This is a genomic window from Xenorhabdus sp. KJ12.1 (genome assembly GCF_963876495.1).
Classification (GTDB): Bacteria; Pseudomonadota; Gammaproteobacteria; order Enterobacterales; family Enterobacteriaceae; genus Xenorhabdus; species Xenorhabdus stockiae.
Genome location: NZ_CAWNQH010000001.1, coordinates 102492 through 124524, shown reverse-complemented (window position 1 = coordinate 124524; position 22033 = coordinate 102492). Strand labels below are relative to the sequence as shown.

Below are 22033 nucleotides of genomic sequence, written 5' to 3'. Positions count from 1 at the left end.
ACAACAGGGATGTTGACCATAAAGAATGATAATGACTGTGAGTTATTCTTCGCAAAATAAGAATGTCTTTAACTCAGGTAATTTGCCATTTTCTCGAAATTTAGCGGGTGTGGTATTAAAGTGCTTTTTAAAGATCCGTGTAAATGTAGCCTGAGAACTGAAACCATATTGCAGGGCAATATCCAGAATCGGCAAGTCATCCTCGTGTAACGACTTGGCGGCTTCATGAAGGCGGCGCCGACGTACATACTGACCCAATGTACAGCCTTTCAATTCTTTAAAAATGCGTTGTAAATGCCATTTTGAATAACCACTTTTATGGGCAATGGCATCTATTTTAATACCTTCAGTCAGTTGAAGCTGATTTTCTAACCATTTAACAATATCGTTGATAACACTTTCTAACATATATACCTCCCACTAATGTGGGCTTGTGCTAAAAAAGAGTGATATACAAATGATAATTAATATTATTGGAATGGCTCATTTTAATAATATATTTTATAGCGTATACGCAAAATGTGCGATCTTAAATTAATAAGGATTAATTATATTTAATCCCTGATTATATCTCTGGATATTTTTTCTTCCGTTTTCATATAGCACTATTTTTCATATTGGACAAAATAGAGGCGAATACTTTATCTGATACTGTCTGAAAGGAATTTAAGGGCATGGAAAGTATAAAATATATTTCCGAACCAGATAAAATCAGCTTCTGCACTCATTACTGGGTGCTTTTTGGTTATATATACTCCGTCTTTCAAGTTGTCTCTTTGTTGGCTGTGCTCGTTCACCCCAGCCACCGTTTTTATAGGCATAGGTTATCTATGCTTTTGGGGGTTACTGAGAGGTTGATCCCTGCCTCTCCTTTGCCGTCACGATGCATCTTGAAATCCATTGTGTATATAAGGGTATGTGATTTTTGTGTGGTTTTGAATTTGTTGTTTTTCTTGGTGGGTATTTAGCATGTTTATCTTTTTAGCCAAAAAATTGATGTTTTTTATTTTATATGCACTGGTGATAGCGGGAACAACGGGTTTGTTATTTTTAGATGTTAATTATTTACATAACAATGTACAGGAAGAGTCACTTACAGAAATTTTTCAGGAGCTTTCTCTAATTATAATTGCGATTTTGCTATTTTATGAAGCAAAGAGAAATTCGAAATTACGGGCATCGCTTATTTTGATGGCTGGCTTTTTTAGTTGCCTATTAATCAGAGAACTGGATGTATATTTTGATGTTATTTTCCACGGAGCATGGGCGTGGTTTGCTATTCCTTTGGCTCTGGTCTGTATCAGTTACGCGGTCATGCAGGGTTCTAAAACTCTTACTGGGCTTGTGCATTTCACCCGTCATCAAAGTTATTCAATGATAATCTGCGGGCTTTTATGTGTATTAGTATTTTCCCGCTTGTTTGGTATGGGGGCACTCTGGCAGGAGTTGATGGATGAGCATTTTAATCGAGCAGTCAAAAATATGGTGGAAGAAGGCTGTGAAATGTTGGGTTATGCTTTATGCCTGATAGCGATATTGTGGTATCTACCATCGGCCCGTAAGAAACGGCTGATGGATATGAAGTAATTCTTCTCTGATATTGCATATCCGATGCGATTATTGAGGCAAGTTTTGCTGAAATTTGCAAAAGTTGCCTCTAAAAAGGGAATAGACTATTGACGGAGATAAATCTGTGGCTGATGAGTTTCAGGATGTTGCATAACGCCTAAATCAGCCCGATACCATTGTTTAAGAATATCATCACGCAGAACATCTTGCGGTGTACCTGAGGCGACTAATTCTCCTTTATGTAACAGAAGAATTTTGTCTGCGTAGAGTGCAGCCAGATTCAGATCATGCAATACACAACAGACAGCCAGAGGGTGCTGCCGGGTAAGGTTATGAACAAGCCGTAATGTGTGCTGCTGGTGGTAAAGATCCAGTGCTGATGTTGGCTCATCCAAAAACAAGCAAGACCCAGTAGGCTCTGGGTGCCAGAGCTGAGCCAATGTTCTGGCCAATTGAACCCGTTGCTGTTCTCCTCCGGATAGCTGTTGGTAATTACGATGTTTCAGCTCTTCACATTCGGTCAATGCAATCGCTTCATTGATAGCCGTTTTCTTATGGGTGCTTTCATGAGGAACACGCCCCATCGCAATGATTTCTTCAACACTAAAAGGAAAGGAAAGCGAGCTATATTGCCGCATTACTGCGCGAATACGAGCGAGTTTTTGCGGTTCCCAGTCAGCAAGGGAAGTGCCCTGTAACAGGCACTCACCACTGGCTGGCGAAACATAACCTGTTAACAGCCGTAACAGAGTGGATTTACCTGCGCCGTTAGGCCCAATAATTGCAACAACTTCCCCCTGATTAAGAGAAAGGGACACATCCTTGATAATTTGGCGTTGCCCGATGAAATAGTTCAGGTTTTTAGCTTCGAGCAAACTTTTTTGCATTATTGGCTCCATTACAAGCGGCCTCCTGATGGTTTAAGAATCAACCATAAAAAGTAAGGCGCACCGATTAAACCAGTGATAAGACCGACCGGCATTTCAGCGGGAGCCACTAGCGTTCTGGCTAATGTATCCGCAGTTAATAACAGGCATGCTCCACCCAATGCGGATATTGGCAGTAACCAAGAGTGATCTCCACCAAAGCGCAACCTGACAAGATGAGGAATGACAAGGCCGATAAAACCGATAACACCGCTCAATGCCACAGCGCAGCCAATCAGTAGGGCACTCAGTAGTAGTAACTGAAACTTAGTCCGTTGAACATTAATGCCTAAATAGTGTGCTTCTTCGTCTCCTAACTGGAGGAGATTCAGTTTTCGTGACTGGCTGAGTGTCAGCAGGCAAACAGGAATAATAATAGAAGCGGCAATAATCAGTGTTGGCCATTCAATCTGGTTTAATGAGCCCATCATCCAAATGGTGAATTGCCGTAATTGCTGATCATCACTGATATAGCTCAATACACCGATAAACGATGCGCACAGGGTATTGATGGCAATACCGGCAAGCAGCAATTTTGACATATTGCCGTGGTTGTATTTATTGAGTGAAAATATCAGGAATGAAACCAGTAAACTGCCGATAAAAGCAGCAATGATATGGGCGTATAATGCAATACCCGCAGGTAAGGAAAGAGGCACAACAATAGTCAATGCCACCGTCAGTGCCGCCCCACTGCTTATCCCTAATAGCCCGGAATCTGCAAGCGGGTTGCGGAATAGCCCTTGCATGACAGCTCCAGACATAGCCAGTGCACTTCCAACCAGAATAGCCAGCAAAATGCGCGGGAGGCGAATATTTAACCAAATCTGCCAGTGTGGGTCCTCCAAAGAGGACTCCCACAGCGTTTTAAAAGAAAGAGGCAATGCCCCCATGTTGGCTGAGCTGATTGCCAGAATAAACAGCAATACAGTCAGTAACATCAAGCCAAGGCTGGGGGATTGAGAACGACTCATTGCACTTTCTCCGCAGCCTCACGGACTTTTTTCATGACAGCGGGTGTCTCGATACCGAATCCGAGCAGGCCCATTTCATCCACAACGACGACCTGTTTTTTCTTGCCAGCGGGCGTGAAACTTATTCCCGGAAGTTGCCACAGTTTATCCATTCCACCCAAAGTTTTTAGCCCATCGGTACTGATAAGCAGCAAGTCAGGTTGGCTGGCGATAACACCTTCCTGAGACAGAGGACGGTATCCATTGAATCCCTGCATGGCATTTTGAGCACCAATGGCGTGAATAATCTGATCTGCTGCCGTTTTCTGACCGGCAGCCATTGGCATGATCCCGCCGTGACTCATGACAAACATGACTTTTGTTGGGATCTCTGACGTGGTGATTGTAGCCAGCTGTTGCTGATATTGAGTGATCAGCTCTTCACCACGTTTTTCCTGTTTGACCGCCTTAGCGACGGTCTTAATTTTTTCAGGAACGGCTTCTAACGAGGCTTTGCTTGTCACTTTAATGACTTTTACACCGGAATCTTCGATTTGCTTGAGTGCCAGAGAAGGTTGAGCCAGTTCGCTTGCGAGCACCAGTGATGGACGCATAGACAGAACGCCTTCTGAGCTCAGCATGCGCATATATCCCACATCAGGAATTGAAAGTATTTCCTGAGGATTTTTGCTGGTACTGTCTCTGGCAACAACATGCTGCCCTTCACCCAGTGCAAAAACAATTTCAGACACATCACCACCGATTGTGACAATACGTTCAGCAGAGAACGCACTGGCAGAGATGGTAAGCATAAATGTTAGAAGCCACTTTTTCATGCTACACAATTTTCCTTTTCTGGTTGCAGTTTAGGCAGAGCGGCAACCTGATCACGCCATTGTGCCTGCTCAGGAGTACCTTCAGTACGCTGACCATACAATTGGGCAATTTGGTTACCTTCAGCATCAAACAACTCAAGGCTGGTGACGAAACCATCTGTTGTTGGTTTACGTGTGATCCAGCTTTCAGCGATAGCACTTTCAATCAGATGCAATGTGAAATTGCGATTAAAAATGTTAGCCCACTTCTGGGAAGAGTTTTCTTCCTGATAAGGCATCAAGCGCTCCAGTTTACCAGTAAAAATCTGGATACAACCGCGGTTGCCGACGAAGATCATAATTTCATTTTGATCTTTGTGTGCAACTTCAAGGATCTGAGTCAGAGCGGAGTTATCTACACGATAAGCCAGATCATCTTTGACAGCATTGAAGATTTGCTGACGGTTCAGATTATGACGGCTCATCATAATGAAGAACTGGTGAACGTCAGTCATTGCACGCCATTCTTCATCCAACTGCACTTTCAGCTGTTCAGTCATTTCTGCATATTCAGGGGCTTTTGCCGGTTGAACTTCCAGAGCAGGGTTTTCTTCTGTCTGGTATTTTTCAATCAGTGCTTCCCATGCAGCCATATCTGTATTAGAGGTGGTGTACACTTTGTGCAACGCATCACCCTGACGATCAAAGAACTGAACGCTGTGACGCAGACCGTTCTTTGCTGGTTCTACCAGATAGAAAACACTGCTCCAGTGATCGAAAAATACACGCAAATCAAGTTCACGTGGATTGAGGATCAAGCCAACATGTTCGCTGAACTTGGTATTTTCGTAACGACCAACCTGCTCATGAACTGCGAAGTCATTACGGGTAATGGCTTTGGTTTCACCAACAGTTGCCAGTTCTTGCAGCAGAGTAGGAGCATCAACGTTCAGACGTTTCGCGTCGATACCGACACGACTGTGCAGTAATTCTCCTTCACTGACATTAAGATAAGCCGCCAGATCGCGTGCATATTTGGCTTTATTATCTGCTTTTGCCTGTTGGTAACGTTCATAAAGTGACTGATTCACAGTTGCTAGCTCCTTAAAAAAATGGGGTATAGTTTAAAAATAGTACTTTTATTATTTACCATTGGTAGCTGATGAACAGCTTGGCATTACGGCCACTCTGTGGAGCACCCAATGTTGAGTAATATTGCTTATCAAAAGCGTTGCCGAGCACGACAGAAGTTGTGACACCTTTTAGCTGGTTTTCGCCGTGGTAGCTGATATAGAAATCATTGACGCCGTAGCCTGACTGTTGGGAAGCATTTTTCTTCCCATTTTTATCTTTAAAATTAGTCTGGCTAGTGAATTTGCCTACCCAGCCAATAGATACGCAGGTATCAGAAAGAGGGATATCTAATGTGCTGGTTACAGCGTCAGGGCTTAGAGCTTCAATAGATTTACCTGTTTGCTCATCTTTACCTGTGGTGCGGTTATAAGCCAGATCCCATGAAAACCAGTCAGTGCCATAATTCATTGAAACATCCCAGCCCCATATTTTGGCTTTAGGGATATTGATCGATTCTGTAAATTTTCCATTCACAGCGCGAGAAATATAGTCTTTTGCTTTTGTGTCAAAATAGCTGGCTTTAAATTTCAGTCTGTCGTTGGGGATCAATAAATCATCGAAACGCAATCCGAAGCCATATTCCTGAGTTTCATTGCTTTCAGGGCGCAAATTCGGATTAGGTTTCCAATTATTTCCAAAGAAATGCAGGGAATCATCATACATCTCTCCCATGGTCGGAGAACGGAATGCCTGAGAATAGGATGCAAACAGCATTGACCAATCTGTAGGAGTAATGCTGATAGCGCCTTTTGATGACCATTTATCCGCATTAATATCTTTATATTTATCGTTTGATGCCTTGTAATTGTCATAGCGTGTACCAACGACAACTGAAACAGGCAGATCACGAATGGTTATTTCATCCTGTAACCAGCCAGATGCGAAACGGATATCTGCTTTTGGAAAGCCATTGAGATTATCATTGCTTGGTATTTGCTTCTGTTTATAGATTTCACTACCGTAAGTAAATTGGTGCGCAGCAAAATTAATTGCGCTGAAATGCGAACGGTTTTCCAGTTTTATACCGTAAGTTTCTTGTCTGCGGCCTTCAAAACCCTTTTCTTTCGTTTTGGCATTGATAGTGATATCGGAATAATAAATATCATTTCTCAGGTTCAGCCACTCATACTCTGACGGATTAAGTCTATAAGTTAGCTGCACATCGCGTTGGGTTGTGGTTCGTTCAGTCTTCTCTGCAGCTTTGTAGGTTTGTGGATTTTTCGGTTCATGAGCTTTATTGCGGTAATAACGTAATTCACTACCAATTGATTGGTTATCATCAATTTTCCATGTGCCTTTTGCCATCATATTGCCGATGTTTTCATCATTTTGGCCTTTTACACCACCGCCATAGCGAATATTGCCAACATCGCGGGTACTGAAAGTAAACAGGCCATCAAGATTCTCAGTTTTGCCAAAGGCAGCAGCGCCAAGCCCCCAGCTGTGATCTCCCGTTCCCGCCCGGCTGAAAACACGAAAACCGCTATTTTGTCCTTCCTGTAAGAGGTCTGCTGCATCAACTGTCTGATAGGCAATCACGCCACCTAATGCACCACTGCCGTAGAGCAGGGCGGATGGGCCACGAACGATTTCAACCTGTTTAATCAGCGCCGGATCAAGAAAAACACCATTAATATGCCCGGTATCAGTTCCCTGACGAACACCGTCAACCAGCATTAAAACCCCTTTTTGGGAGTAACCACGCAGGCTGATATCTTGCCCATTAGCGCGCCCGTAATCAGCGGCATTAATCCCGGGGATTTTACGCAGTAAGTCGTTAGCATTACCTGCAACTTTGCTGCTGGCTGAATTCCCTTCAACAACTGTTACCATCATTGGAGCTTCAAAACTGTCACGCTGATTGCCTGTGGCATAAACCGTTATCGTATCTTTATGCTTACTTTTTTCGGCTGTGTCTTTTTTGTCAGTTGGAATGCTGGCTGCGTGAGCAGAAGACAACCCTGTTAAAATAACAATACTTAATGCAGACAATTTCAGGTTTGGTGGCTGAATCCGGGACATGCAAGTTATCTCCATGATTTAATGGTGTTTTAAAACATACGAGTGGTTTTAATCCCATGACATGAATATGCCTTATTTTCAGGATTATGATTAAGTCAAAATAAGATTTTGTTTAAGGTTGAACCACGATGTAATGTCAAAAGGATCTGCTGTTGCAAAGGGGTAATGTGGTAGTACGGGTAGTCAGTTAGTATTTTCATAGCCAATATGAACAATAATTATTCTAATATTGAGAATAATTATCGTTTCTATGATGATTAACTTCAAGCTATTTTTTTATATAAGGAAGAATGGGTAATCTAAGGGCTTTTTAACAGGTTATGGCTTCCATTATGAACAGAAGCCAAAAATAGATACTAAAGAAGAGGTATTCAGCAACTTTTTTTAGCTGCTTCGGCCAGTATATGAAGGAACTCTTCTGTATCCTGCCAGCTAAGGCATGGGTCAGTAATTGATTGTCCATAGGTCAGCGGTTCTCCCAACATGATTTTTTGGGAACCTTCGACTAAAAAACTTTCCGCCATAACACCAGCGATGGCTGTTGAACCAGAATTAATCTGCTGGCTGATATCTCTGGCGACATCCAGTTGCCGACGGTGGATTTTCTGGCAGTTACTGTGGCTGCAATCAATGACTAACCTTTCCGGTAAGCGGAATTCACGCAGTTTCTGACAGGTTGCAGTAATATCTTCAGCGTAGTAATTAGGTTTTTTTCCGCCACGCATGATAACGTGCCCGTAGGGATTTCCGCTGGTTTGGTAAATTGTCATCTGCCCGTCTTTATCCGGTGACAGGAACGTATGTCTGGCACTTGCTGCACGTATTGCATCAATCGCAATATGAGTATTGCCGTCAGTACCGTTTTTAAATCCGACAGGGCACGAGAGGGCGGAAGCCATTTCCCGATGGATTTGGCTTTCAGTTGTTCTTGCACCAATAGCGCCCCAGCTAATTAAATCCGCAATATACTGCCCGGTCACCATATCCAGAAATTCTGTCGCGGTAGGCATTCCCAATTCGTTGATATTTATTAATAAATTACGTGCAAGTGAGATCCCTTTATTGACCTGACAGGAACCGTCCAGCATAGGGTCTGAGATTAATCCTTTCCAGCCGACAACAGTCCGCGGTTTCTCGAAGTAGGTTCTCATTACGATTTCCAGACTATGCTGATATTTTTCACGCAATACTTGCAGGCGTGATGCATAATCAAGGGCAGCATCGGTATCGTGAATAGAGCAGGGACCGATAATAACCAGTAAACGTTGATCGTTACCGTTGAGAATGGCTTCAATGCGTTTTCGTGACAGCGTCACATTTTGGCGTATTTTTTCTGATATCGGATACTGTTCAGAAAGGGTTTTAGGTGTTATCAGCTTATCAATAGAGCGGGTTCGTAGCTCATCTGTTTTGTACATATACTTTCTCGAATTCTACTTCATTTTGAGGCGCAGTCTGACGTGATAGAAATTACAATAACTCAGCCTCCGATAAATTCAACAAAACATTAACGTCAATTTAAGCGAAACGCTTGTGTATGAAATTTTAATGATGCCTGAATTATGCTGATCCTTTGGGTCAGAACATACGCCGTTTCAATCCCATACTGTCAATAATCTTGGCTGAAATCTCTTCGACAGAATAATTGGTGGTATTTAAGTAATTAATCTTATTTTTACGAAATAGAGCTTCAACTTCAGCAAGTTCGATACGACATTGTCGTAATGAAGCATAACGGCTGTTTTCTCTGCGTTCTTCACGGATGGCAGCCAGCCTCTCAGGGTTTATCGTCAGGCCGAATAATTTGTGCTGAAACGGTTTAAGGTCAGCCGGCAATTGTAGGTTATCCATATCATCAGCAGTGAAAGGGTAATTTGCTGCCTGAATACCGAACTGCATGGCAAGATAAAGGCTGGTGGGAGTTTTTCCACAGCGTGAAACACCCAGAATAATGACTTGTGCCTGATCGAGGTTACGCAGTGAAATGCCATCATCGTGTGCCAGAGCATAATCAATGGCTGCAATACGGGCATCATATTGACTCAGATTTTTTTTAGATAAACCGTGTGTACGGTGTAACTCTGGTTTTGGTTCCAGCCCGATTTCCTGCTGCAACGGTGCGACGAGAGTCTGGACAATATCCAGACAAAAGCCGTCACTGCGGGTAATGATATTTTTAACCTCGCTAGAAATTATGGAATAAAAAACCAGTGGTCTGATATTTGTTGCCTGATAAAGATTATTTATCTGGTTTCTGATTTCTTCGGCTCTTATTTTGCTGGTGACGAAAGGTAAGGTATAAGACGTCATCGTAATCGGAAATTGAGATAATACAGCATGGCCGAGGACTTCTGCTGTAATTGCGGTACCGTCGGAGATGAAAAAGACACTACGCTCCAGTGGCTCATTTTCTTGATTCTGCGGGAATGGGATCTCTATCATTGTATTTTCTTTTATTATTGGGTAGATGGATATATTAAAATATTGGCTGAATCGTTTTTATTGCAAATAATAACTACAGATAGCGTTTTGGATTATACCTGTAAAAAAATAATATTGCTGGGTTGATCGATTCACCTTTCCATATATAGCAATACATTGTGCTAGGCTATTTCCTGCTGTAAAGAGCAGCACTAATTTTCCGATTTGTACCTCCGAATGTAAAAAGGATAGTTTCAATGTCCAATAATGGCCTCACCCCATGTAATGTACTTTGGTATAACCAACTAGGCATGAATGATGTTAATCGGGTCGGTGGTAAAAACGCCTCGCTTGGTGAAATGATCACCAATCTGGCCGACCTTGGTGTATCTGTTCCCAATGGTTTTGCTACAACAGCACAGGCATTTAATGATTTTTTGGAACAAAGTGGTGTTAATCAGCGTATTTATCAATTATTGGATGAAATAGATGTTGATGATGTCAATCAATTAGCTAAGGCTGGTGCACAGATCCGTCAGTGGGTGATTGATACGCCATTTACAGCACAACTGGAAAAAGATATCCGGGAAGCTTACTTGCAATTGTCTGAAGGAGAGCCTGATGCCTCTTTCGCTGTCCGTTCCTCCGCAACGGCTGAAGACATGCCGGATGCCTCTTTTGCAGGGCAGCAGGAAACTTTCCTGAATGTACAGGGTATTGATGCGGTGATGGTTGCCATTAAACATGTCTTCGCATCTCTCTTTAATGATCGTGCTATTTCCTACCGTGTCCATCAGGGCTATGATCACCGTGGCGTGGCGTTGTCAGCAGGTGTACAGCGGATGGTACGCTCTGATTTGGCATCATCCGGTGTCATGTTTACGATTGATACTGAATCCGGTTTTGATCAGGTTGTGTTTATTACATCTGCCTATGGTCTAGGTGAGATGGTTGTGCAGGGCGCAGTAAATCCTGATGAATTTTATGTGCATAAACCTACATTAAAAAATAATCGCCCAGCGATAGTTCGACGTAATCTGGGTTCCAAAAAAATACGTATGGTCTATGCAGACAGCAAAGAACACGGTCAGCAGGTTCGGACAGAAGATGTTTCTGAAGTATTGCGTAATTGCTTTTCTCTTGCCGATAATGAAGTCGAAGAATTGGCAAAGCAGGCATTACTGATTGAAAAACATTATGGTCGCCCGATGGATATTGAATGGGCGAAAGATGGGCATAATGGCCGACTGTATATTGTACAGGCGCGTCCTGAAACAGTCCGTTCAAATCAGCAGGTGATGGAACGCTATCAGCTTAATGAACAGGGCAGTGTGCTGGTGGAAGGCCGTGCAATCGGGCACAAAATCGGTATTGGTACAGTTAAGGTTATTCACAATCTCAGTGAAATGGATCGCATTCAGGTCGGTGATGTGCTGGTGACAGACATGACTGATCCGGATTGGGAGCCAATTATGAAAAAAGCAGCAGCGATTGTGACTAATCGAGGGGGGCGCACCTGCCATGCTGCTATCATTGCCCGTGAACTGGGTATTCCTGCTGTTGTGGGTTGTGGCGATGCAACAGAACGCCTGAAAGAAGGTGAACTGGTCACGGTCTCCTGTGCGGAAGGGGATACGGGGTTTGTTTATCGAAATAAACTGGATTTCAGCATCCAAAGTTCGCAGGTTGATGAGCTGCCAGAATTGGATGTTAAGATCATGATGAACGTTGGTAATCCAGATCGTGCATTTGATTTTGCCTGCCTGCCGAATGAAGGTGTAGGGCTGGCACGTCTGGAGTTCATCATAAATCGCATGATTGGCGTTCATCCTCGCGCACTGCTTGAGTTTTCTGAGCAATCTCCTGAATTACAGGCACAGATTAAATCTTTAATGACCGGTTATGATGATCCTGTTGAATTTTATGTCGGACGCCTGACAGAAGGTATTGCAACGCTGGCCGCTGCATTCTGGCCTAAACGCGTCATTGTACGTTTGTCTGATTTCAAATCGAATGAATACGCGAATCTGGTAGGGGGAGAGTTATACGAACCGCATGAAGAAAACCCGATGCTTGGTTTCCGTGGTGCCGGTCGTTATGTTTCTGACAGTTTCCGCCAGTGTTTTGCTCTGGAATGTGAGGCCGTCAAACGGGTGCGTAATGTTATGGGATTAACAAATATTGAAGTCATGATCCCATTTGTACGCACAGTGGCGCAGGCCGAAGCCGTTGTATCAGAGTTGGCATCACAAGGCTTGAAGCGTGGTGAAAATGGGCTGAAAGTCATTATGATGTGTGAAATTCCATCAAATGCGTTATTAGCAGAACAATTTCTCGAGCATTTTGATGGTTTCTCTATCGGCTCAAATGATATGACTCAATTGGCATTAGGCTTGGATCGTGACTCAGGTGTTGTCTCCGAATTATTCGATGAGCGTAATGATGCGGTGAAACAATTACTTTCTATGGCTATTCAGGCGGCCAAGCGTCAGGGGAAATATGTTGGTATTTGCGGTCAGGGGCCTTCAGATCACGAGGATTTTGCCGAGTGGTTAATGAAAGAAGGAATTGACAGCTTATCATTAAATCCTGATACGGTGGTGAAAACCTGGGTTTCTTTAGCAGGAAATAATTAATAAACATCTAATTCAGACATGAATTAAAAAGCCTGTTAAAAATATTTTCAGGCTTTTTTCTTTATAAGACGATCTTTTTTAATGCAAAGGTTATTTTATATAATTCCAACGAGAATTTTTTCCAAAAAAAAAGCCTATCATGGGCTGACAGGCAAAGACTACACACAGCAATATATATTACTTCACACATCTCAGTTTGTGGCGTTTACAAACTAAGACTGCTATTCATGGGAAACATAGTTTCGATGAAATGAATACTAATTTAATAAATCAGTTTATTCATTAAGAATTCTCTTAATAAATCAGAATTGGAAAAATAAATTTAAAAAGCAACTTTCTCGTAACAAATTTTCTGAGATTATTTACTGTTGGAATTAATATGAGTTTTTTATAGGCAAGAGATAATACATTTACTTTAATGATAATTGCGCGGAAAAATAATTCTCCGCGCTTTGTGTTTTATTATTACATATGAGCTTTTTTGAAATACAGCTTAGTGACTTCTATTTAATTTCGGGTTTGGGCACTTCATCCATCCATGCCAGCAATAGGCTGTAAGAAACAGCCAGTACAACCGGCCCGATAAATAAACCAATTACGCCCAGCGAAAGTATGCCGCCAATGACGCCGGTAAGAATTAAAACCATAGGTAAATCGGCACCCAGACGAATAAGGAAAGGCCGAAGAACACCATCCATAGTGACCAGGATTAAACTCCAGACCACTAAAATTGTTCCCAGAGTTGTTTCGCCTGTCCAGTAAAGCCAGATAATAGACGGAATAAGAACTAACAGAGGCCCTAACTGTGCAACGCAAAGTACGAACATCAGAACGGTCAGAACCATAGCATAGGGAATACCTGCAATTGCTAGCCCAATACCGCCTGCGATGGCTTGTACAAGGGCAGTTACAACTACGCCAAGGGCAACGGCGCGGATAGAACGGGCAGCCAGTACAACAACCGCATCGCCCCGTTTACCTGCCAGTCGGATGGCGAAATGGCGAATCCCCTGCATCACGTGTTCACCTTTCCAGTAAAGTAGAACACTGAACAGTACCATTAAGGTCAGATGGAATAAAAACCGGCCGGCATTGGCAGCCTGAGCAAAAAACCATGTGGCTGCTTTTCCGATATAAGGCGGAATTTTAGCCATGAGCATATTACTGCCCTCAGAGATGATGTTCTGCCATTTAATATATAAATCCTGACCGACGACCGGAATTTTATTTAGCCATTCCAATTGAGGTAGGTGCATATTGGATGGAGATTTTGCCCATTCAATGAGTGGTGCGCTGTTTTCCAGCAGGTTGCTGACCAATAATGCTATAGGGATAACAAATAATAAAATGAGCAGTAACGTCATAATGGAAACTGCTATCCAACGTTTTCCCCATAAACGTCGCTGTATTTTTTCCATTAGCGGCCAAGTTGCGATAACTACCATTCCTGACCAGATGAATCCTAAAACAAATGGACTTAAAACCCAAAAGCTGGTCGTAATGAGCAGTAAAATGAAGAACAGTACAAATAGCAGCTTGGGTAAATCCTGATGTGGTTGCGATTTTTCCATGAAATGATTTCTCTCGGCGATTAAAAATACTGTCGGGATCCACAATGGTAAATAAATATAACGTTATTTCACATGTTGCTCAAAACTGGCAAATATTGTGATATTGTTAAAAGCCTGCCTGTTCAGATCCCTGTCTGAACCCGACAATGAAGGTAGTATATAACTATAGCAATGTGGACAATTATTAGAAAAGGGGCAATGAGCCAATGATCCCACGTATACCACAAGCCCCCCGAGTCAGTGAACTGGTAAAGGAATATTTGACTGTACTGAAAGAAGCCGGTTTTACAGGTGATACTGCCAGTAATTACGCTGATCGACTCACTATGGCGACAGATAATAGTATTTATCAGTTGCTACCACAAGCGGTTATCTTTCCCCGCTCAACTGCTGACGTTGCACTGTTGGCAAGAATTGCGGGAGAAGAGCGCTTCCATTCGCTGACATTTACCCCCCGGGGAGGCGGAACGGGTACGAATGGGCAGGCACTCAACAATGGCATTGTTGTGGATATGTCCCGTTATATGAAAAGAATTCTGGAAATTAACCCGGAGCAAGGGTGGGTTAAAGTTGAAGCCGGAGTTATCAAAGATCAGCTCAATCAATACCTAAAGCCTTTCGGCTATTTCTTTTCTCCTGAATTATCAACCAGTAATCGTGCGACATTGGGTGGGATGATCAATACCGATGCATCCGGTCAGGGTTCGCTGGTGTATGGAAAAACGTCAGATCATGTACTTGGTGTTCGGGCTGTTCTACTGGGTGGAGAAATGTTTGATACCCGCCCAATGAATACAACATTGGCGGAATCGATTGCGAAAGAAAATTCAACCGTTGGGCATATCTATAAAACCGTACTCGAACGCTGTCGTGAACAACGGGAATTAATTATTGAAAAATTGCCAAAACTTAATCGGTTTTTGACGGGGTATGATTTACGCCATGTCTATAGCGATGATCTGCAATCTTTTGACCTGACACGCATCTTAACCGGCTCTGAAGGTACTCTGGCTTTTATTACTGAAGCAACGTTAGATATTACGCCGTTGCCAAAAGTCAGGCGGCTTGTAAATGTAAAATATGATTCTTTTGATTCAGCCTTGCGTAATGCTCCATTTATGGTTGAAGCGAAGGCACTTTCTGTTGAAACAGTGGATTCTAAAGTTCTCAACCTTGCACGGGAAGATATCATCTGGCACTCAGTAAAAGAGCTGATTACCGATGTGCCTGATAAGGATATGCAAGGGCTGAATATTGTTGAATTCAGTGGCAATGATGAACAGCAAATTGATCAACAGGTTAGTACGCTCTGCCAGCGCCTTGATGAACTGATGGTGAACAATCAGGCCGGGATAATCGGTTACCAGACTTGTCACCATTTAGATGATATTGAACGCATTTATGCGATGCGAAAAAAATCTGTTGGTTTACTTGGCAATAGTAAAGGTGCAGCCAAACCCATTCCATTTGTGGAAGACACGTGTGTTCCTCCTCAGCACCTTGCTGATTATATAGCTGAATTTCGCCAGCTCTTGGATAGCCATCAGCTTAATTATGGTATGTTCGGCCATGTGGATGCAGGTGTTTTACACGTGCGGCCTGCATTGGATATGTGCGATCCTCAGCAGGAAATGCTAATGAAGCAGATTTCCGATGAAATAGTTAATTTGACAGCCAAATATGGTGGATTATTATGGGGAGAACACGGAAAAGGCTTCCGGGCAGAATATAGCCCCGCTTTCTTTGGTGAAACCTTGTACAATGAACTGCGTCGGATTAAAGCTGCATTTGATCCGCTTAACAGGCTGAATCCGGGAAAAATCTGCCCGCCAATAGGCATTGATGCTCCCATGATGAAGGTTGATGCGGCCAAGCGAGGCACTTTTGACAGAACGATCCCTGTTAATGTCAGAAGCACATTCCGTGGAGCAATGGAGTGTAATGGCAATGGCCTATGCTTCAATTTTGACGTTAAAAGCCCGATGTGTCCTTCAATGAAAATCAGCCAGCATCGGATCCATTCACCCAAAGGCCGGGCTACTCTTGTCAGGGAATGGCTGCGGCTTTTGACGGAGCAGGGGGTTAAACCTGAATTACTGGAGCATGGGCTTGGCCAGTCGCGTCCCAGCCTGCGTGGTTTGATTGAAAAAACACGTTATAGTTGGCAGGCATGGCGGGGAGAGTATGATTTTTCACATGAAGTAAAAGAAGCGATGTCAGGCTGTCTGGCCTGTAAGGCCTGTTCGACACAATGCCCGATTAAAATTGATGTGCCATCATTCCGTTCCCGTTTTCTGGCTTTGTATCATAGCCGTTATTTACGCCCGTTGCGTGATCACATCGTCGCTAACGTTGAAGACAGTACTCCATTAATGGCAAAAGCACCCCGCGTATTTAATTTCTTTCTGCGGCAGCCATGGGTGCAAAAACTCAGCCAGCATACTATTGGTATGGCTGATCTGCCTCAGCTTTCCTATCCGACATTACAGCAGCAATTGGCAGGACACTATGCGGTGGGAACGACACTGGAACAGCTCGAAACCTTATCTTCATCTCAGCGTAAACAGCATGTACTTATTGTTCAGGATCCTTTCACCAGTTATCACGATGCAAAAGTGGTCACTGATTTTGTGCGACTGGTTGAGAAACTTGGATATCAGCCAGTGTTGTTACCGTTTTCTCCCAATGGAAAAGCGCAACACGTCAAAGGTTTCTTAAATAAGTTTGCCAAGACAGCCCGGAAAACGGCTGATTTTCTGAATCGGGCGGCACAATTGGATATTCCGATGGTGGGTGTCGATCCAGCCTTAGTTCTGTGTTATCGGGATGAATACAGGGATATTCTCGGTGAACATCGGGGTAATTTTAATGTCCAATTAGTTCATGAATGGCTGGTTAATATATTGCCAGAAATTATTCCAACAGAAAAACGTGACAATGTAACACCTTGTCATGACTGGTATCTGTTTGGGCACTGTACAGAAGTGACAGCGTTACCTAACAGCGGTAAACAGTGGAGTGACATCTTTCACCATTTTGGCGGTAATTTAAATAACGTCAACGTGGGGTGCTGTGGTATGGCTGGAACGTATGGTCACGAAAAAAAGAATCTCGAAAACTCGCTTGGTATTTACCGGCTTTCATGGGCGCCAGCATTGAACAACCTTGTTTTAGAGCATTGCCTTAGCACCGGTTATTCATGCCGTAGTCAGGTGAAGCGAATAGAAGGAAAAGTACTTAAACACCCATTACAAGCTTTATTGGAGATAGTGTAGTGATTCAGAAACAACAAATTTGGAAACGTAGTGCAGATGTCAACATGCTAAATCAATTGAGAAATGACTGCATGTTAGGATATGTTGGAATAGAAATAACCCAGCTTGGTGATGATTTCCTTGAAGGCACAATGCCGGTTGATCAACGAACTAAACAGCCATTCGGGATTTTGCATGGTGGGGCATCTGTGGTGTTGGCAGAATCACTGGGTTCACTCGCTGGCTATCTTTGCTCAGAAGGTGAACAAAAAGTTGTCGGTGTCGAAATTAATGCGAATCATATTAAAGCCGTGCGTGATGGTATAGTTAAAGGAGTCTGCAAAGCAATCCATCTTGGACGTTCTCATCAGGTCTGGCAGATTGATATTTATAACGGACAGCAACAATTATGTTGCACATCTCGTTTGACTACAGCGATATTGTCCTAATATTTGGTATATAAAAGCAGTTTGCTTAGTTTTTATTGTGGCAAAGGGGGGTAAAATAGCCTTATGTGAGGCTATTAATTAACCACTGGCATTCAAATATCATTGAGGAAGTGTGTATGAAGCGATTTTTGACTTTTATCAGTACTTTCTTGATCGGCATGTTGTCGTTCTGCGGGATAGCTAATATGGCTTATGCGGTGGAATATCCGCTACCACCTGCTAACAGTAGCCTGATTGGTGAGAATTCCATCTATGTCGTACCTAATGATGGACTTCCGCTGGAAGCCATAGCCGCTAAATACCAAATAGGTCTGTTGGCGATGTTAGAAGCAAATCCTGGTGTTGATCCGTATTTACCTAAAACCGGAACCAAGCTGGTCATCCCATCACAGATGTTGCTTCCCAATACTCCCCGTCAGGGTATTGTTATTAATCTGGCTGAAATGAGGCTTTATTATTATCCGAAAGGGAAAAATAGTGTCATTGTGTATCCAATCGGCATCGGGCAGCTTGGGCGCAATACGCCAACAATGACAACTTCAGTCAGCCAGCTTATTAAAAATCCTACATGGACGCCTACTACAAATATTCGTAAGGATTATGCGAGTCGAGGGATTATCCTGCCCGCTGTAATACCCGCCGGGCCAGATAATCCAATGGGCGATTTTGCTTTGCGTCTGTCCGCTGGGCGAGGGGAATATCTGATACATGGCACCAATGCCAATTTTGGTATTGGCATGCGTGTTAGCTCCGGTTGTATACGTTTACGTCCTGATGACATTAAAGCGCTTTTTCACAATGTTCCAAGAGGAACCCGTGTTCAGATTATTAATGAACCGATCAAATATGCAGTAGAGCCGGATGGAAAACGCTATGTTGAAGTCCATCAGCCTTTGTCAAAAACAGAATCGGATGATCCTCAGACCATGCCAATTAAACGCACGGAAGGGTTATTAAAATTTATTGGAAACAAGGGAACCAATGTTGTTTTGGTCGATCAGGAAATTATTCGTCGTTCTGGAATACCAGTAGCGGTAAATGAGAAAGGGCTTTCATCCAGTCACAGGGAAAAAGAGATATCACAGTTAGTGGAGGAGCGTGAAGACGAAACTCTGAACGTTCAGCCAGTTAAACTACCTCCGTTGAATCAGCCCACACCAGTCTATCAGACTAAGTCCTGACCTAAGCTGTAGATAATCCAAGATATACATAAAGAATGGCGTACTTATTAAGTACGCCATTCTTGAAAATGCTACAAATTTATTTTTTGTAGGAACGAACTTGGTTGTCAAGACGTTGGTTAGCACGAGCTGCTTCGTCTTTAGCTGTTTGTACATCAGAACGCATTGAGCCAACTTCGTTGCTCAGTTGGTCAACTTTGGAACCCAAAGTTAGAACCTGAGAAGAAAGCTGGTCAACCTTTTTAGCCGTGCTTGTACAACCTGCTAACATCGTAGAAGCGAGAATTACTGCGCCAAGTACAATTTTAGTACGATTCATCACAATACCCTCTAGATTAAGTTAATCTTCAAGTAGCTATCTAATTATTACACAAACTTTTTTAGAAAGAGAATAAATTTTGTCCGGATAAACAAATTCTACTGTTTTTCGCTCTAAAATAAGTTAATAATTTTTAGATAACTACAATAAAACGGTAATGAGAGGAATAATTAAATCAGAAAAATCTCAAACATTACGTGATGTATCTTCCAGTTTTTCACTGTACTGATGTAATAAACCAATAATATCCCATTGCCTATTTTGTTATTTTGACACATTTTTCTCTGGCAGAATCCGTGGGTTAAGTGAGTAAAATGCTTTAAGGATGCGTATTAGCGTCAATAACTTTAAAATAATTAGTGTATTTATTATACATCTTTTATTGCTGTTTTTTGCGCTTATTACAGGAGCACATTTTTTATTAGCGGGGAAGGGACAAAAATATGGAGGGATTATTTATAAGTGCAGATCGCTCAATTACCGAGCGATCTGCTTTGTAATCAAAAATAATTACAGTACATGAACAGAAGATGTATTTGTTGTGCCGCTTGGTACTAATGCACCGGATACCATCACAACGATATCACCTTTACTTGCCATACCGCTGGCTAATGCAGCTTCTTTACCGATACGGTAAAAGTCATCGGTAGAGGCAATTTCTTTGACAACCTGTGTAGAAACGCCTTTAACCAGCAATAACTGGCGGGCAGTGATTTCATTGGTAGTTAATGCGAGGATCCGTGCATTAGGGAAGTATTTACGCACAGATCTTGCTGATTTACCGCCATAAGTTGCAACAACGATCAGAGGGGCTTCCAGTTTTTCTGCAATTTCTACTGCGCCACGGCAAACCGCTTCAGTTACACGTAACTTCTGTGTTTTGGTATTTTCAATCCGGCTGCCCATAACGCGATCTGTACGTTCACAGATAGTAGCCATGATGGAAACGGCTTCAACTGGATATTTTCCTTTCGCACTTTCACCAGAAAGCATTACTGCGTCAGTTCCGTCCAGAATTGCGTTGGCAACATCACCAGCTTCGGCACGGGTAGGGCGTGGATTTTTGATCATGGAATCCAGCATCTGAGTCGCAGTGATGACAACTTTACGTGCAGAGTTACATTTCTCTATCATCATTTTCTGCGCGAAAATGACTTCTTCTACCGGAATTTCAACACCCAGATCACCACGGGCAACCATGATACCGTCTGAGGCTTCCAGGATCTCATCAAAATTGTTCAGACCTTCCTGGTTTTCAATTTTAGAAATAATCTGGATATGTTCACCACCATGAGCTTTCAGGTGTTCACGAATTTCCAGAACATCAGAACGCTTACGGATGAATGAGGCAGCGATAAAATCAACACCCTGTTCACAGCCAAAGATGAGATCTTGCTTATCTTTTTCTGCCAGCGCAGGCAGGTTGATAGAAACATTCGGCAGGTTGACGCCTTTGTTTTCGCCTAAGTCACCGTTGTTCAGAACTTCACAGATAACTTCAGTGGCGGTGATCTGTTTTACTGTCATGGCAATCAGACCATCATCGACCAAAACTGTATTACCTACAGATAAATCGGCTGGTAAGCCTGAATAGGTTACGGCAACGCGCTCCTGATTGCCGATAGTGGATTGATCAGTTGTAAAGGTGAAAGTCTGGCCAGCTGTCAGGGAAACATCGTTGCCATCTTCCAGCTTCATGGTACGGATTTCAGGGCCTTTAGTATCCAGTAAGATAGCTGCTTTTTTACCGGTTTTTGCAGTGACTGAGCGGATATTTTTAATACGCTGACCATGTTCTTCGTAGTCACCGTGAGAAAAATTCAGGCGCATAACGTTCATGCCTGAGTTAAGCAGTTCGGTCAGTTTTTCTTCGGATTCAGTTTTTGGCCCGATAGTACAAACAATTTTGGTTTTTTTCATGACAATCTATCTACTACTGGTTTTAATGGATTAAAAAGAGTGTATTACCAACCATTGACATTATATGCCAGTGTCACTTGGCTCTGTTAGTCTGGCATTTTAAGTTGCGCAACATACATGGAAAACGGATGGCAGAAAAGTGTCAATTGGTTGTTTTTCATCAAGCCAGGCATGTATTAACCATGTGGATTTAGAGCGATTAATCATCTGCAATTTTTTCTGGATTCGGTAAATTAATTGGCTGAAACCATTCAACTAATGACAGGACCGTATTATAGAGGCTAATTTCTGTGAAATGAATCAAAAAGTGATTCTTGAAAAAATTTATCTGAAAAGAACAAAAAATGAGCATATTCATATCAGAAAAATCAGAGAGTTGTTGCGCAACAGTGAAAAAATAATTTTTAGTAGCTTGAATATTGTGGATGGAAAAAGTGTTTTTATAAAAAATTCGAGTGGTTATCAGAAAAATAGCAAAGGTATTGCAGATGATAAAAATGAGGATATCAAGTGATATGGTGCGTCCGAGTGGACTCGAACCACCGACCCCCACCATGTCAAGGTGGTGCTCTAACCAACTGAGCTACGGACGCACATAAATTTGAGTTGCTATGCCAACCAGAGATTTGGTGCGTCCGAGTGGACTCGAACCACCGACCCCCACCATGTCAAGGTGGTGCTCTAACCAACTGAGCTACGGACGCAATCTAAATTTCTATAGGTGACAACGGGGACGAATATTAACGATCGCTGAGCTATCTGGCAAGGGAAAAAATGCAAATTCGTGTTTAATTGCTCGCATTTACATCTTTTAGTGTGAATTTGCAGCTTTTTTCCCTTGAGATATTAATTTAATGGACTAA

General features: G+C 42.6%; 17 protein-coding genes and 2 tRNA genes. 6 read left to right on the top strand and 13 right to left on the bottom strand.

What is annotated here, in order from left to right:
* Window positions 1-42: 42 nt before the first annotated feature.
* Window positions 43-408 (bottom strand): helix-turn-helix domain-containing protein, encoded by a 366-nt coding sequence (locus AACS92_RS00545; protein ID WP_099108175.1) that lies wholly within the window; start codon window positions 406-408, stop codon window positions 43-45.
* A 561-nt stretch (window positions 409-969) separates the two neighbouring features.
* Between AACS92_RS00545 and AACS92_RS00540 the strand changes: the two genes are divergently transcribed.
* Window positions 970-1587, top strand: coding sequence for a hypothetical protein (locus AACS92_RS00540; RefSeq protein ID WP_099108173.1), 618 nt, complete (start codon window positions 970-972; stop codon window positions 1585-1587).
* Window positions 1588-1673: 86 nt separating this feature from the next.
* Here AACS92_RS00540 and AACS92_RS00535 read toward each other — a convergent pair whose 3' ends face one another.
* From AACS92_RS00535 to ppsR, 7 genes are all read right to left on the bottom strand, one after another.
* Complete coding sequence (locus tag AACS92_RS00535; RefSeq protein ID WP_369800366.1) at window positions 1674-2459, bottom strand: heme ABC transporter ATP-binding protein; 786 nt, start codon at window positions 2457-2459, stop codon at window positions 1674-1676.
* Window positions 2460-2467: 8 nt separating this feature from the next.
* Window positions 2468-3469, bottom strand: coding sequence for a FecCD family ABC transporter permease (locus tag AACS92_RS00530; RefSeq protein ID WP_099108171.1), 1002 nt, complete (start codon window positions 3467-3469; stop codon window positions 2468-2470).
* The gene (locus tag AACS92_RS00525) at window positions 3466-4284 is read right to left on the bottom strand and encodes a heme/hemin ABC transporter substrate-binding protein (protein WP_099108170.1); all 819 of its coding nucleotides are present in this window, start codon (window positions 4282-4284) and stop codon (window positions 3466-3468) included. Before AACS92_RS00525 ends, AACS92_RS00530 begins: the two co-directional genes overlap by 4 nt.
* Entirely contained in the window at window positions 4281-5354 is a 1074-nt protein-coding gene (locus AACS92_RS00520) for a hemin-degrading factor (RefSeq protein WP_099108169.1), read from the bottom strand. The genes AACS92_RS00525 and AACS92_RS00520 overlap by 4 nt, the downstream gene beginning before the upstream one ends.
* A 55-nt stretch (window positions 5355-5409) precedes the next feature.
* Window positions 5410-7419 (bottom strand): TonB-dependent hemoglobin/transferrin/lactoferrin family receptor, encoded by a 2010-nt coding sequence (locus AACS92_RS00515; RefSeq protein ID WP_099108168.1) that lies wholly within the window; start codon window positions 7417-7419, stop codon window positions 5410-5412.
* Between the two features lie 371 nt (window positions 7420-7790).
* The gene (locus AACS92_RS00510; protein WP_099108167.1) at window positions 7791-8837 is read right to left on the bottom strand and encodes a 3-deoxy-7-phosphoheptulonate synthase; all 1047 of its coding nucleotides are present in this window, start codon (window positions 8835-8837) and stop codon (window positions 7791-7793) included.
* 160 nt (window positions 8838-8997) lie between these two features.
* Window positions 8998-9861 carry a posphoenolpyruvate synthetase regulatory kinase/phosphorylase PpsR gene (gene ppsR / locus AACS92_RS00505; RefSeq protein WP_193756827.1) on the bottom strand — a complete coding sequence of 288 codons (864 nt, stop codon included), beginning with the start codon at window positions 9859-9861 and terminating at the stop codon, window positions 8998-9000.
* Window positions 9862-10097: 236 nt separating this feature from the next.
* On the opposite strand from ppsR, the gene ppsA reads away from it, so the two are divergent.
* Window positions 10098-12476 carry a phosphoenolpyruvate synthase gene (gene ppsA / locus AACS92_RS00500; RefSeq protein WP_099108166.1) on the top strand — a complete coding sequence of 793 codons (2379 nt, stop codon included), beginning with the start codon at window positions 10098-10100 and terminating at the stop codon, window positions 12474-12476.
* A gap of 503 nt (window positions 12477-12979) precedes the next feature.
* On the opposite strand, the gene ydiK is transcribed toward ppsA, so the two are convergent.
* A complete protein-coding gene (gene ydiK, locus AACS92_RS00495; RefSeq protein ID WP_099108165.1) occupies window positions 12980-14047 on the bottom strand; it encodes an AI-2E family transporter YdiK in 1068 nt (355 codons plus the stop codon).
* 206 nt (window positions 14048-14253) lie between these two features.
* Here ydiK and ydiJ point away from each other — a divergent pair, with 206 nt between their 5' ends.
* The 3 genes from ydiJ to AACS92_RS00480 all read left to right on the top strand — a co-directional run bounded on the left by ydiJ (window position 14254) and on the right by AACS92_RS00480 (window position 18931).
* Window positions 14254-17322, top strand: a complete 3069-nt coding sequence (ydiJ, locus tag AACS92_RS00490; protein WP_099108164.1) for a D-2-hydroxyglutarate dehydrogenase YdiJ — start codon at window positions 14254-14256, stop codon at window positions 17320-17322.
* Window positions 17323-17393: 71 nt separating this feature from the next.
* The gene (locus AACS92_RS00485; RefSeq protein WP_211284283.1) at window positions 17394-17750 is read left to right on the top strand and encodes a hotdog fold thioesterase; all 357 of its coding nucleotides are present in this window, start codon (window positions 17394-17396) and stop codon (window positions 17748-17750) included.
* A 116-nt stretch (window positions 17751-17866) separates the two neighbouring features.
* Window positions 17867-18931, top strand: coding sequence for a L,D-transpeptidase family protein (locus AACS92_RS00480; protein ID WP_099108163.1), 1065 nt, complete (start codon window positions 17867-17869; stop codon window positions 18929-18931).
* A gap of 79 nt (window positions 18932-19010) precedes the next feature.
* On the opposite strand, the gene AACS92_RS00475 is transcribed toward AACS92_RS00480, so the two are convergent.
* On the bottom strand, window positions 19011-19250 hold the full coding sequence (locus AACS92_RS00475; protein WP_099108162.1) for a major outer membrane lipoprotein: 240 nt from the start codon (window positions 19248-19250) through the stop codon (window positions 19011-19013).
* A 510-nt stretch (window positions 19251-19760) separates the two neighbouring features.
* Window positions 19761-21170 carry a pyruvate kinase PykF gene (gene pykF / locus AACS92_RS00470; protein ID WP_099108161.1) on the bottom strand — a complete coding sequence of 470 codons (1410 nt, stop codon included), beginning with the start codon at window positions 21168-21170 and terminating at the stop codon, window positions 19761-19763.
* Between the two features lie 295 nt (window positions 21171-21465).
* Between pykF and AACS92_RS00465 the strand changes: the two genes are divergently transcribed.
* Complete coding sequence (locus tag AACS92_RS00465; RefSeq protein ID WP_099108160.1) at window positions 21466-21684, top strand: hypothetical protein; 219 nt, start codon at window positions 21466-21468, stop codon at window positions 21682-21684.
* A 2-nt stretch (window positions 21685-21686) separates the two neighbouring features.
* Here AACS92_RS00465 and AACS92_RS00460 read toward each other — a convergent pair.
* Window positions 21687-21763, bottom strand: a tRNA-Val gene (locus AACS92_RS00460).
* 34 nt (window positions 21764-21797) lie between these two features.
* Window positions 21798-21874: transfer RNA gene (locus AACS92_RS00455), tRNA-Val, on the bottom strand.
* Between the last annotated feature and the right edge of the window lie 159 nt (window positions 21875-22033).

Excerpts from the sequence above, each read along its gene's own strand:
- AACS92_RS00545 (WP_099108175.1), bottom strand. The coding sequence starts at position 408 with ATGTTAGAAAGTGTTATCAACGATATTGTTAAATGGTTAGAAAATCAG.
- AACS92_RS00540 (WP_099108173.1), top strand. The coding sequence starts at position 970 with ATGTTTATCTTTTTAGCCAAAAAATTGATGTTTTTTATTTTATATGCA.
- AACS92_RS00530 (WP_099108171.1), bottom strand. The coding sequence starts at position 3,469 with ATGAGTCGTTCTCAATCCCCCAGCCTTGGCTTGATGTTACTGACTGTA.
- AACS92_RS00525 (WP_099108170.1), bottom strand. The coding sequence starts at position 4,284 with ATGAAAAAGTGGCTTCTAACATTTATGCTTACCATCTCTGCCAGTGCG.
- AACS92_RS00515 (WP_099108168.1), bottom strand. The coding sequence starts at position 7,419 with ATGTCCCGGATTCAGCCACCAAACCTGAAATTGTCTGCATTAAGTATT.
- AACS92_RS00510 (WP_099108167.1), bottom strand. The coding sequence starts at position 8,837 with ATGTACAAAACAGATGAGCTACGAACCCGCTCTATTGATAAGCTGATA.
- ppsR (WP_193756827.1), bottom strand. The coding sequence starts at position 9,861 with ATGATAGAGATCCCATTCCCGCAGAATCAAGAAAATGAGCCACTGGAG.
- ppsA (WP_099108166.1), top strand. The coding sequence starts at position 10,098 with ATGTCCAATAATGGCCTCACCCCATGTAATGTACTTTGGTATAACCAA.
- ydiK (WP_099108165.1), bottom strand. The coding sequence starts at position 14,047 with ATGGAAAAATCGCAACCACATCAGGATTTACCCAAGCTGCTATTTGTA.
- ydiJ (WP_099108164.1), top strand. The coding sequence starts at position 14,254 with ATGATCCCACGTATACCACAAGCCCCCCGAGTCAGTGAACTGGTAAAG.
- AACS92_RS00485 (WP_211284283.1), top strand. The coding sequence starts at position 17,394 with ATGTTAGGATATGTTGGAATAGAAATAACCCAGCTTGGTGATGATTTC.
- AACS92_RS00480 (WP_099108163.1), top strand. The coding sequence starts at position 17,867 with ATGAAGCGATTTTTGACTTTTATCAGTACTTTCTTGATCGGCATGTTG.
- AACS92_RS00475 (WP_099108162.1), bottom strand. The coding sequence starts at position 19,250 with ATGAATCGTACTAAAATTGTACTTGGCGCAGTAATTCTCGCTTCTACG.
- pykF (WP_099108161.1), bottom strand. The coding sequence starts at position 21,170 with ATGAAAAAAACCAAAATTGTTTGTACTATCGGGCCAAAAACTGAATCC.
- AACS92_RS00465 (WP_099108160.1), top strand. The coding sequence starts at position 21,466 with ATGAATCAAAAAGTGATTCTTGAAAAAATTTATCTGAAAAGAACAAAA.